At 35.5% G+C, this 12,620-nt stretch carries 7 protein-coding genes; 1 reads left to right on the top strand and 6 read right to left on the bottom strand.

The window, feature by feature from the left end:
- Positions 1 to 8: 8 nt before the first annotated feature.
- From OZP12_RS10060 to OZP12_RS10050, 3 genes are all read right to left on the bottom strand, one after another.
- Positions 9 to 1,265: an enolase C-terminal domain-like protein gene (locus OZP12_RS10060; RefSeq protein ID WP_281228958.1), complete on the bottom strand. Its 1,257-nt coding sequence runs from the start codon at positions 1,263 to 1,265 to the stop codon at positions 9 to 11.
- 11 nt (positions 1,266 to 1,276) lie between these two features.
- Positions 1,277 to 1,456 (bottom strand): hypothetical protein, encoded by a 180-nt coding sequence (locus OZP12_RS10055; RefSeq protein WP_281228957.1) that lies wholly within the window; start codon positions 1,454 to 1,456, stop codon positions 1,277 to 1,279.
- Positions 1,457 to 1,584: 128 nt separating this feature from the next.
- Positions 1,585 to 2,601, bottom strand: a complete 1,017-nt coding sequence (locus OZP12_RS10050; RefSeq protein WP_281228956.1) for an alpha-L-fucosidase — start codon at positions 2,599 to 2,601, stop codon at positions 1,585 to 1,587.
- A gap of 455 nt (positions 2,602 to 3,056) precedes the next feature.
- Here OZP12_RS10050 and OZP12_RS10045 point away from each other — a divergent pair, with 455 nt between their 5' ends.
- Complete coding sequence (locus OZP12_RS10045) at positions 3,057 to 3,971, top strand: AraC family transcriptional regulator (RefSeq protein ID WP_281228955.1); 915 nt, start codon at positions 3,057 to 3,059, stop codon at positions 3,969 to 3,971.
- A gap of 104 nt (positions 3,972 to 4,075) precedes the next feature.
- Here OZP12_RS10045 and OZP12_RS10040 read toward each other — a convergent pair whose 3' ends face one another.
- From OZP12_RS10040 to OZP12_RS10030, 3 genes are all read right to left on the bottom strand, one after another.
- Complete coding sequence (locus tag OZP12_RS10040; RefSeq protein WP_281228954.1) at positions 4,076 to 5,998, bottom strand: RagB/SusD family nutrient uptake outer membrane protein; 1,923 nt, start codon at positions 5,996 to 5,998, stop codon at positions 4,076 to 4,078.
- A 20-nt stretch (positions 5,999 to 6,018) separates the two neighbouring features.
- Positions 6,019 to 9,369 carry a SusC/RagA family TonB-linked outer membrane protein gene (locus OZP12_RS10035; protein ID WP_281228953.1) on the bottom strand — a complete coding sequence of 1,117 codons (3,351 nt, stop codon included), beginning with the start codon at positions 9,367 to 9,369 and terminating at the stop codon, positions 6,019 to 6,021.
- 1,069 nt (positions 9,370 to 10,438) lie between these two features.
- Positions 10,439 to 12,517: a beta-N-acetylhexosaminidase gene (locus OZP12_RS10030; protein ID WP_281228952.1), complete on the bottom strand. Its 2,079-nt coding sequence runs from the start codon at positions 12,515 to 12,517 to the stop codon at positions 10,439 to 10,441.
- Positions 12,518 to 12,620 lie beyond the last annotated feature (103 nt).

The raw sequence follows: 12,620 nt of genomic DNA, 5'->3' as shown, positions 1-12,620 counted from the left end.
TTAGTTAATTAAATTATGACTTGCGTTTTCTTTTGTGTTGAAAATTCTTTTAAATCACAGCTGCTTCCTGCTTCCATTGGCGTTTTATACACACCACCTTTGATATCCACCGGATTTACAAAATGTTTTTGAAGATGAGGAATATGCTCTAAAAATAAGGCTTCGTGCCCCATCGAAATATGGTTAAACAAAACCAAATGCTGATGCAATTGCCCCATATCACCTACGTGAGGAACTACAGGGATGCCATATTTTTTACATAATAAACTTACTGAAATAAATTCACTTACACCACCAACTCTCACAGCATCTACCTGCATAAATCCTGCACTCTTAGTTTGAAGGTAGTTCTTGAAAATAATTCGGTTAGGAACGTGTTCTCCCAATGCCAGTTTTGTTGGAGCAATCGCATCGGCTAAAGTTTTATGTCCTAACACATCATCAGGATGCGTTGGTTCTTCAATCCAATACGGGTTCATCAACAAGAATTGAGGACAAATTTCCAATGCCTGCGGCAATGTCCATTGCTGATTAGCATCCAGCATAATCGTTGCACTATCTCCTGCAGCTTCCCTTACAATGTGCGAACGACGAATATCACGTTCAAACTCTTTGGAACCTACTTTCAATTTCATGGCTGTAAATCCTTCGGCCATTGCTTTATGAACATTTTCCCTTACTTTCTCGTCGCTGTAATTAAACCAGCCTATCGAAGTATCATATCCCGGATATCCTTTTTCTATAATTTTGGAACGCTCTTCTTTCCCGCTTACATTCGATTGCAATAATTCGATTGCCTGTTCTTGGGTCATTTCATCTTCCAAATAAGAAAGATCCAAAGTGTTTACAATTTCTTCTGGTTTTAAATCAATCAATAATTTCCAAAGTGGTACTCCTCTTTTCTTTGCCCATAAATCATAACAAGCATTGGTTACCGAAGCCAATCCTAAGTGAGCCACACCTTTATGTGGACCCAACCAGCGAAACTGTTGCTCATTAGAAAGTTCATTAAAAACTCTTCCGAAATCAGACATTAATTCTTCTATGTCCCTTCCTTTTAATTGATCGGCAAAAAACTGCGCAGCTTTACAAACCAAATCATTTCCTTCACCTAGTGTAAAGGCAAATCCGGTTCCTGTATGCCCGCTATCGTCATACAAATGGGTAACGGCATAAGAATAAATTGGATTTCTGTGAATGGCATCACTTCCCGCTCCACTTCCTAGAGGATAACGGGCATCAGCTGTTGAAGTCTTGAAAATCATTTAAAATTCGGTTAATTATTTATAATATTTAATTTTTCGGCATTTTTATCCAACTCTAATACAATTACTGAACTTACTGCATCTGGTAAAATCTTTGGCAAATTAATCAGTACTCCAAAATCTTTGCTTTGCGCAAAAGAAACCGCATCACCATTGAAAAAATGAACTTTTTTAATTTTGGCATCAGCCAAAGGCGGAAGGATTAGCTTATCTGCATTTCTCTCAAAAATGTGCAGATAGATTACATTTCCTTTTCTGGTTGTTGCGTAGGTATTGTTCGGTTTATATGGCCCGCCTTTGGTTCCGTAAATAGTTGTTTCTATTTATTTAACCAAATCCCCATCTCTTTCAGTCGTTCTATTTGTCTGGTCTCTATTCGTCCATCCATCATTGGCCCGACATTCAGCAATAAATTTCCGTTTCCACCAGCGGTTTTTACTAAAGTCTGGATGCATTCTTTCAGTGATTTCATTTTATCGTTGGGTTTCCAAGCCCATTGATTGCAAATAGTGATACAACTTTCCCAAGGATTAATCATATTCAACTCCCCAATCTTTTGCTCGGGAGTCAAATAATCACCAACTAAAGCAGATGAAAAAGCAGTATGCTCTCCTTTTCCTAATCTATTATTGACAATTACATCTTTGTCAACACTTTTAATGTATTGGTAAATGGTCGCCCCATATTCTTGCTTCCATTGCTTTTCCCAATTCCCGTCAAACCACAACATATAGGGCTTATATCGTATAATTACCTCTTTCAATTCGTTTTTCATTGTCAAAACAAACTGATCCATATTACCGGGTTTATCTTCAGAATAATTAGGATCATGCCAATCGGCAACAGTAAAATAAATGCAAAAAGCCAAGCCTTGTTTTTTACAAGCCGTCGACAACTCTTGAACAATATCCCTTTTGAAAGGAGAGTTCATTATATTATAATCTGAAAAAGCCGTAGGCCAAAGACAAAATCCGTCATGGTGCTTTGCAGTAATCACAAGGTATTTCATCCCGGCATCTTTGGCTGTTTTTACCCACTCATCGGCATTAAACAAAGCTGGGTTAAATTCTTTGTATAAATTATCATATTCCACTGTCGGCACTTCTTTGCCTCGACTCCAGCCAATTTCGGTTCCCCGAAGACTTACCGGACCAAAATGAATAAACATTCCAAAACGCTTATCCATAAAATCATCAATCACCATTTTTGGTGTGGTGATGCCTGCGCCCAACTGCCTTGTACCCCCCGTACCTGACAGCTGGGCATATACAGACACGCAACCTATCAAAACAAAAAAACTGAGCAAACTAATTTTGTAAAGCAATTCGAAGTCCAATTTGAACCATGTAAAACACCTGATTGATGCTTTTTCTTTAACGTAATGGCGTTTATCATTTTTTCCGAACTTTAATGCTTTACAGAAAACAAATTTATCGGGTTCAATCTTGAAAATAAATAGCGCATTCAACTATTATAATGGACAATCTTATTATTATATATTAAAAAAAGGACTAAATAGCTTGCAGAATTATCTTTAAAGGATATCACTATGAAATACAGTATATTTTTACTGTTTCAATGACAGCTATTTGCAAATAAAAAACAAAAACATCTTTGGCATAATCATTGATTACATTAAAATTAATACTTTAAATTTCAACACATTGTAACTAAAAAAGTTTTAAAAATGACATCCAAAATTCATTTTAGATAATGATTGACAAATCCTTTAAAAATATAGGTTAAAAAAAAATTTAAAATTGTATTTTAGCACTAAATGCTTTTTTATATATGCAAAAGAACATGAAGAGTTTCAAACAACGTGACGGGTTTCAAGGAGAAAAATTAATATCATTGCCAGACAACATTTGGCAGAAAGCAATAAAAGAAAATCCAATCCTAAGTCATTTATACATAACCCATATAGGCTACTTCCCAAAGGCGGCCTATCATTTCAGAAAACGAAAAAACGGATGTGCAGATAATATTTTTATTTATTGCATGCGAGGCAAAGGTTGGTATACCATTAACGACAAACGTTTTGAAGTTAGACCCAATGAGTTCTTTATCATTCCTGCAACCAAAGAGCCGTTGACTTATGGCGCAGATGAAAATGATCCTTGGACAATCTATTGGATTCACTTTAGTGGTAATGATATGGACACTTTCAATAAAAGTTTTGATATCGGCTTATTAGATGGACCTCAACAAATTGCTTACAACGAAAAAGGATTGGATCTTTGGCACTCGATGTACCAAAACCTTGAAATGGGTTATGGTAAAGAAAATATCACCAAAGCAAATCTATGTTTATATCATTTTATCTCCTCTTTTCTATATCCTGATATAAATATTAATGAAAAAAAACAGGTCGAAAAAGACTCTATAACCAACACAATTAACTATATGAGAAGTAAATTGGCCGAAAAACTTACATTGGAAGATTTGGCTCTGATGAATGATTTATCGCCTTCCCATTTCTCGTTACTTTTCAAGAAGAGCACCGGTATGGCTCCATTGGATTACTTTATCCATTTAAAATTACAACAAGCCTGCCTGCAATTACTGACCTCGGAGGTTAAAGTAAAAAATATCGCCGCCGATTTAGGATACGATGACCCATATTATTTTTCACGCTTATTCAAAAAGTACATAAAAATGTCACCTTTACAATATCGTTTCTCACCACCTTCCAAATCGTCGTAAAGATTAAGCACTTTATTTATTTTTATAAACGAAAAACTCCTGTCTGAAACATCACTAAGAATGCTTCAAACAGGAGATTATTTTTATATCAAATCAAAATTAAACTACCACCCCGGGTTTTGTTTAATATTTGGATTAAGTACAATTTGATTGGTTGGAATCCATTCCAAATAGTATTTATCCAACCATCCTTTACCAATTTTGGTAGGATCATCAAAACGTTTTACATATCCTGCCGCTAAGTTAGTTCCAGTAAAATCTCTGTTAACCAATGGAAGAACTGAAGCATTCCATTTAGCACTTTGAGTGGCAAGAACATTACCATTAGCATCTAGATTTCTCCAGTTGGCTCTTGTAACATAAACACCTAAATTAGGTTGGTTGATGTAATAAGGTCCTTTTTTCCAACGACGAACATCTTGGAATCCAAATCCCATACCGATCAACTCAGACATACGTTCACGACGGATTTCCCACAATACAGGGGCAACAGTTTGATCACGGTTAGTATCCCATCCGGCATCAATATTGGCAACTATCATATTGGCAACACCAGCTCTTGGACGCAATTTATTGATGGTAATATCAGCAATTGACTGGGTAAATTGACCTCTTTCAAAACTCGCTTCAGCTAAGTTAAGCAATGTTTCTTCGATCCAGAAAACTGGCTTATCAGAAACATTTCCATTAACATCATCATCCCAAGTATGATAATGTCTCCATAAAGTATAACCGGTCCATGAACCAAATTGAGGTGCTCCAACATCGGCAATATTAGGAGAGTTAAAACTAGTCGATGCTCCACCAAACCAAAGCACAGGAAGATTCTTACTAGTACCCGGGAAAGCATTTTTCACTACATTAGCAAACTCCATATTGTCAGTAACATCAGGATCTCCTGCATAATATCCTACAGAATTGTATACTGTACCATCTGCATAACTTGGATTTGGCGACCCTCCAACAATACTAAGCTTTCTACTATAAGGAGGAACAACAGTCCCTATCAAACGCAAATCACGATTACGGAATTCTTTGAACATTGTTTTATCTCCCTGATAAAGAGGTGAAGTCGAAATTGGTCGACCATCTTTACATAAATAATTTTCTACTGTACATTTTGGCATGTCATAACTCAAAGCAGTAGTTTTTTCATAACGGCTGCTAAAATGCGTAAAAGATCCCACCTCAAATTGCTTGTACAAGATAATCCCCGGGTAAGTTGATAAATCAGCAGAGTTCAACAAAGCATCATAACTGTTGGCAACAGTAGGATATTTGGCTGCTAATAATTTAGACACACGGATACACTCATCTAAATATACATCTGAATCTCCAAGCCCGTGATATTTTCTCCAAGTTCCTTCAAAAAGGAAGAAACGGGACATCAAGGCTTGCACGCAAGCGGTATTGATCGTGTTTGGTCCATCTCCTAATGGTCTGATATGTGTTTCTGCCCATTGCAAATCAGCCAATAAATGATCAGCCACTTCTTTACGAGGGGTGCGTGGACCATAAATAAGATCATCATCACCTTCCTGAATCACTTTATCAATCCAAGGCACATCTCCAAAACGGGAAATTAACTCATAATACGAATACGCTCTCCAAAACAACCCTACCGAACGGTAATGATCTTTGTCGGCTTGAGACATTTTACTCCCATCAATATTTTGAAGCATCAGATTAGCACGCTTAATTTGTACAAAATTCCAACCGTTTCCTGCTGCACCGGCAACTTTCAATTGGGTACGCATCTGGTTACCATCAACCGTTTTATTTTTCCAGGTAAGCCATCCCGCAAGCATATCTCCATTATAAGTATCTTGATTGGCATCCATACCACGGTAAAAATTATTTGTATCGGTAAATACCCCATAATAGCCCCAGGCAAAAGTCTTGAAATTATCTGCCGTTACAAAAGCCGTTTTTTCAGAAAGCGCATCTTTTGGATACTTTTCCAAATAATCATCGTTACAACCTGCCAAAGCAAGTCCTGCAACAATACCTAATATATATTTTTTCATAATCATAGTTTCTTTCATTATTAAAATGCCATGTTCAGACCAAATGATGTTGTTTTGTAAAATGGATAACCCCAGCCTAAGCTTTCTGGATCTCTTCCCTTTTCAAGATGTGACCAAGTGTATGGATTCTCTACAGAACAGAAAAACTTAACTGTTTTAAATCCAATTTTTTTCACTGCTTGAGAAGGCAAAGTGTAACCTAGTGTAATATTTTTCAAACGCAAATAAGCCGCATTCACCAAATACCTGTCTTGTATTCTTGTGTTACTACCAACATTATTATTTTCATTATAAAGACGGGGATAGGCTGGATTAGGATTTACCGGTTGCCAGTTTCCATTAGCCGCGTCTATTGGTTGCCAATAATCCAATTCATGTGAATATACGGTTGAGAAGTTTCTATCAAGAAGTGGGAAATGCAACATATCCGATACCCAAGCATCTCTTTGTCCAACTCCATTCATAATAAAAGAAAAATCAAATCCTGCATAATTTACACCACCATTGATACCGTAAGAATAACGAGCTGCGTTGTTCCCAATTACCTCTCTATCACCAGGTTTAGAAGTTGTAATAGAACCACTAGGAGAATCAATTTGATTTGCGTTTGGAGCTGACCCATTATCTGACAAGTTTTTATACTTCACATCTCCCGGGCGTGGTGAGAATCCAGCTAAAGAAGTTACACCATCTTTCAGTGCCCAAGTTGTTGTATCTTTAAAATCTTCAACTGTATAGTATCCATCATTTCTATACCCCCAAATTTCACCAATTTTTTGACCAACGTAGTAAGTTGTATTATTACCAGATTCATTAATCGACAACAAACCTGCATTATTACTATTATATTTTGTAATCACAGATTGTGAATCATACAAATTGAATCCAACATAATAACCTACTTTTCCAATTTTATCTCTCCAACTTACCGTTGCTTCCCATCCTTTGTTTTCCATGTCAGCTGTATTTTGAAGTGGAGCAGATGCTCCCACAACTGCTGGATAATCCATACCCGGCGCCAACATTCCGCTAGTTTTACGAATATAGTAATCACCTGTCATATTCAAACGTCTGTTGAACATTGAAAAATCAGCACCAAAATCAGTAGTTGCAACTACTTCCCAACCATAATCCTGACGTACCAAAGGAGGCATACCAAGCGTTGTAGGTTGCGTTGTCCCTACAATCCAAGGCGCTCTGCTAGAATCCATTTTTGGAGAATAACCATAAACAACTTCTTCCCATTGCTTTGTAGTTGTGTTATACAGCATAATATTCTGGTTTCCAATTTGTCCCCAAGAAGCACGAAGCTTAAATTCGTCTAACCAGTCTTTGCTCCAACCCATGAAATCTTCTTTAGCAACCTGCCATCCTCCAGAAAATGAAGGAAAGAATCCAAATCTTGTTAATTTTGGAAATTTAGAAGAACCATCATAACGACCATTAGCTTCTAAAAGATATTTGTCCTTATAGTTATAATTTGCTCTGTAAAAAGCACTTCGTATCGTTTTATCAATAAAGGCATCATCAGCAATTGTCTCTCCGGCCGCAGTACTTATAGAAGGCAAATCAGCGTTAATAACTTCTTTACGGTTAACATTCAATGCTTCATAATAATTTCTTTCCTGAGAGAAACCTTGCATGATTTTAAATCGGTGATCCCCACTCGGACTGGTAAAATTATAAGACGCATAGGCATTCAAAGAACGGTATTGAGAATTACTTTTGTTATTGAAATATACCGGCACTTTCTCATCAGTAAATGAAGAAGATGGACTTACAACCATATTGGTTTCTATATAATCAGTGCTTTTTGTGAATTTTTTAGTATCATTAAAAATATCATCCATCGTATATTCAACAATTCCTTCAAATCCTTTGAAAGGCGTTAAAACAGAACGAGAGAAAATCCTAGTCTCTTTTCTAACATAATTATCAGGATTTCCATATTTAATATAATTCTGAGGAGCTGAGAAAATATATCTTGGCCCATTCAAATCAGTAGATTTTGGGACATCAGTATCGACTGGAGTAAAATTAGGTAATTGTCTGTAAATAGGACCTAAAGAAACAAGTGACCTGTTAGATGTATTATATTTAAAATCCAAAGAGGTATTAAACCATTTGGCCAAATCTGCACCCACGTACGAACCTAAGTTGTATCTTTCATATTTATCCTTATCTGTAATCAGTGGTCCATCATTATAAACAGTACCTAGTGACATACGATAGGTAATCGCTTCAGATCCTCCGGAAGCAGTAAAATTATGAGTCTGTTGCAATCCATGATTATCAAATATACCATTTTGAATATTAGTATCTTTCAAATAATAATAACTCGTAGGATCACTTGCTGGCATAAATCTCCCTTCTGCTTGAAATGTACCAGGATTATTCGTCAGGAAATTAATCGGATCTGCATTATAATCCCTGATATATTTTTCCCATAAAAATAAATTTTGCTTAGTAGGTCCTCCTACCGTTGGAGTATTACTCCAATTTCCAAGAGTATGTACGATGTCCGCAATTGGAGCCTGCTCCACTTGATTGATTGGTGTAGTATAAGCAAAGTTATTATTATAGCTAAAAACAGGTTTTTGGTTTTTCTTTGTTTTTTTAGTAGTAACAAGTACCACCCCAAAAGCCGCTCTTGCACCATAAATAGCAGATGAAGCTGCGTCCTTAAGAACCGTAACTGATTCAACATCCTCCGGATTCAACATATTGATATCCCCCTCGGCATTATCAATCAATACAAGGGCATTATTACCATTAGTATTAATAGTTGCCACTCCACGAACATTAAAAGAAGCTGCAACTCCTGGGGTAGCCGAATTAGTGATGTTAAGCCCAGGGATAGCTCCCTGAAGTGCCGATCCTACAGTAGTAACAGGACGGTCTCCTAAAACCTCATCCATTTTTACTTGAGAAACTGCACCTGTCAAGTTAGCTTTCTTTTGGGTACCAAATCCCACTACAACTACCTCATTAAGCGTAGAGGCCGTTTCACGCATAGTCGTATTTATCACTTTTCTGTCAGCTACTTTTGCTATAGCAGTTTCCATCCCCATATATGTAAATTCTAAAGTGGTATTTGAATCTACATTACTTAATGTGTATTTACCGTCAAAATCGGTAGTGGTTCCACCTGTTTTCGTTCCTTGTACACGTACAGTAACCCCAGGAATTGGCAAACCTTTAGCATCCGAAACTTTTCCGGACACTACAATTTTGTCTTGGGCAAAAGAGAATAATGTAAATAAAAACATTACTGCTGTCAAAAGCATTTTTTTACCCAGCTTTGCATATCCACCTGAAAACCTCGATTGGCTTTGAGACGTGCAATAATAATCAGTGCAACTTTTTTTCATACAAATAATAATTAATCTAGTTTTTGGAAATAATATTTAAAAAAATCTTGATTTGCCCGAAACAAATCATTTTACTGTCACTTTTTAATCATAGGCTTCTTTTATTTTAAATCCATTTGACATTGCCTAATTTCCCAAACAACCCTCAAAAAGACTCATATTTAAACTATATCGTTTTAGCAAACTTTATAAAAAAAACTTCATTTACCTTGCAGCTGTTAATGAAATCTTAAACTTATAATAACCTTTAACAAACTTATTTTATGGAGGAGTCAAAAAAAATGGTGTATTTAATTATTATGATGGACTATTTTATTATTTTACTAAAAAAACCATTTTATACAATCAAGTCCAAAAATAGTTAGCGATAATCCGTACAAAAAACTTGTTTTTTGTAAAACAGAAGGACTAATGCATACCTGAATAAATAAAAAAAACAATTAACTATCTAACTTTTAATAGATTTTTAAAACAAAACTAAAGGCAAATAATAATTCAATATGATTATTTCTTCCAATAATCAAATCTTACATATCGTATCTATGAACTTATTATTACAACTTCTCATTCAAAAATATCTATCTTTTTTAGTACCAAATACTTTTTTTATTATTTCACAAGAATTTTACAAAAAATCTTAAAAAAAACTTAATTTTCAAACTCAGAAACAAAAAGTCATAATAGTCACTTTTCTCCAAACAAAACAATAGAAACAACACAAACACCTATATTTCAGCAAATTAAAACCATAATTACAAACTTTGTACCAAAAAAAAACCTGGTGATTTCTCACCAGGTTTTACATATTGCTTTCCCTCTCAAAGCAATACTAATTCAAAATAAATAATCACATAAAATACAAATAACCAAACTCATTTTTAAACGATTATAACTCTAAGAGCCTGTTTAAATTTCATCTAATTATTTTGTTATACTTCTTTTTGGCTACAAATTCGTTAAATTTTTCGAGATAGTTCCCACTATCTCTACAAAATTTGCCTTTTTTCACTCAAAAAATAAACTATAACAATTCTAAAATATAAAACTTAAACAGGCTCTTATTTTTGAATTAAATTTTAGCTTGCACTAACTTTTTCAAGCTATTATACACCGCTAGTTCAACATCGGCGTATTCTTTGGAATCACATTTTTCAAGTAATCCATATAATGCGGAATCATCTAAACCTTGCTTATTGCTTATTTTTAGCAAAAGCTGTTCTGCTATAGCACTCAAACTTTTTGACAATGGCAACAATGGCTGAACCAAAGGAGCATTATTACTTAATGCCGTTAAATCTTTGTGTATAGTAACCCACTTATTCAAATAATTAGCAACTGCAGCTTGATTTTCATCTGTCTTATTAGCTAAATAATTAGTTATAGCACTATCAAAACCTATCGCATCGGAAGCATCCGGAGTACAAGCATCGGCAAATAAGGTTAAAGGAGAATACATTTGGTATTCGGTACCTCCTTTATTTCTTGAATATAGTTTAAGTGGTTCGCAAACATTAGACAAATCAAGCAATGCCTCACTCTTTTGATTATTGCTAATATTTCTCAGCAAGCCTTCTTTACTTTTTAAATGTGTCAATCCCAATTCTTCCAATCGGAAAGAAATCACATCCAGCCTTTTACGCATATTATTGATATCGGTAACATTTTCGTTCGACCATAAACGCTCTGCAATTGCTGCTGTTCTTGGCCAAATTCTGGAATCGATAGTCGCTGGAGATACTAATTCGGACCACATAGTAGCCTCACCACCCAAAATCCTTGCTTTTTCTTCATCAGTCAATGTATTATTTTTTGGCATTGGATCTACCAAATAATGTTCTGCAACACCAAGCATCAAATCAATATAATATCCATTAGACAATACGGTTTTATAACCTCCTTTTGCAGCATCTACAAGAGATTTACCCGCTGGCATTCCCTCATTGCTTCCTTTCCAGGAATGAATGATCGCATCTTTGGACATATTTTTGGTCATAATTTCTTCCCACCCCATCAATACTTTATTGTGCTTTTTGAGCATCGGGATTAATTGCATGGTAAAATACGTTTGCAATTCGTGGTTCGTTGCCAATTTATTTTTCTTTTTGAATTCCTGTATCTTAGGATTGGAGTCCCAATCTTTCCCCTCATTTTCATCTCCTCCTATGTGAAAATATTTTCCCGGAAAAAGCGGACAGATTTCATCAAAAAATTCACCCAGCAATTGATACGTTTTAGGGTTTGATGGATCCAAAGTAGGAGCAAAAACCCCAGCATTTCTTTCTACGCTATACGATTGTACTTGTGTGAATTGTTGCCCTTTTTCACCATTATTTACATTCAGCTTAACGACCTTGCTTCCAATTTCGGGATATGCGGTCAATATAGCTGACGCATGCCCCGGTACATCTAATTCCGGAACTACCAAAATACCTCTGTCTGATGCATATCTTACAACATCTTTTATTTCTTCCTGAGTGTAATAATTCCCATCCGATGCCATTTGAATCAATTTCGGATGCTTTTTCATTTCAATCCTCCAACCCTGATCATCAACCAAATGCCAATGAAAAACATTCATTTTTACCGCTGCCATTCCATCCAGATTGCGCTTAATCACATCAATTGGCATAAAATGTCTTGCTCCATCAATCATCAAACCTCTCCAGGTAAATCTTGGAAAATCGGAAATTTTTGAAGTTGGGAAATAAAACGAATTGCTATTATTTTGCAAAAGTTGCAACAAAGTTTCCAATGCGTGCAAAGCCCCAACATCAGTAGTCGCGTTTATCGTAATTTTATTAGTTGTTACTTCCAATAAATAACTTTCATCCTCGTACAAATCGATTTTTGCAGCCCGAACACAATTAATCTGTAATTGTGCATCGGGAACTTCATTTAAACCCATTACAAATCCTTGCTGAAAAAATTGACCTGTTCTCCCGTCCAAGCGTCTCAAAAAATTGGTAGCACCTATAAATATTCTTTCATTTGGCGCTCCGGTAATATTTACTTTAAAGTTTTTGGTCAAAAGGAAACTGCCCTCTGTCAAAGTTATATTTTGTGGCCAAGGCATAATATTCAGTTGCTCCTTGGTAATTTGAGCCGAAGAAACGATAGAGGCGAATAAAAAAATTACAATGTATTTCATTTTATAGAAAAAAATTAGAAAAATGTTGTTCAAAAAAAGGACTAACCCCAAAATAAATAGTTTGCCAAAAAATTGGGGTCAGTACCTTGGTAAACAAACATGT

Source organism: Flavobacterium aquiphilum (assembly GCF_027111335.1).
Taxonomy (GTDB): domain Bacteria; phylum Bacteroidota; class Bacteroidia; order Flavobacteriales; family Flavobacteriaceae; genus Flavobacterium; species Flavobacterium aquiphilum.
This window is presented reverse-complemented; position numbering and strand designations above follow the sequence as displayed.

What these genes read in the sequence shown, in the direction of transcription:
- OZP12_RS10030 (WP_281228952.1), bottom strand. Translation starts at nt 12,517, where the DNA reads ATGAAATACATTGTAATTTTTTTATTCGCCTCTATCGTTTCTTCGGCT.
- OZP12_RS10035 (WP_281228953.1), bottom strand. Translation starts at nt 9,369, where the DNA reads ATGAAAAAAAGTTGCACTGATTATTATTGCACGTCTCAAAGCCAATCG.
- OZP12_RS10040 (WP_281228954.1), bottom strand. Translation starts at nt 5,998, where the DNA reads ATGAAAAAATATATATTAGGTATTGTTGCAGGACTTGCTTTGGCAGGT.
- OZP12_RS10045 (WP_281228955.1), top strand. Translation starts at nt 3,057, where the DNA reads ATGCAAAAGAACATGAAGAGTTTCAAACAACGTGACGGGTTTCAAGGA.
- OZP12_RS10060 (WP_281228958.1), bottom strand. Translation starts at nt 1,265, where the DNA reads ATGATTTTCAAGACTTCAACAGCTGATGCCCGTTATCCTCTAGGAAGT.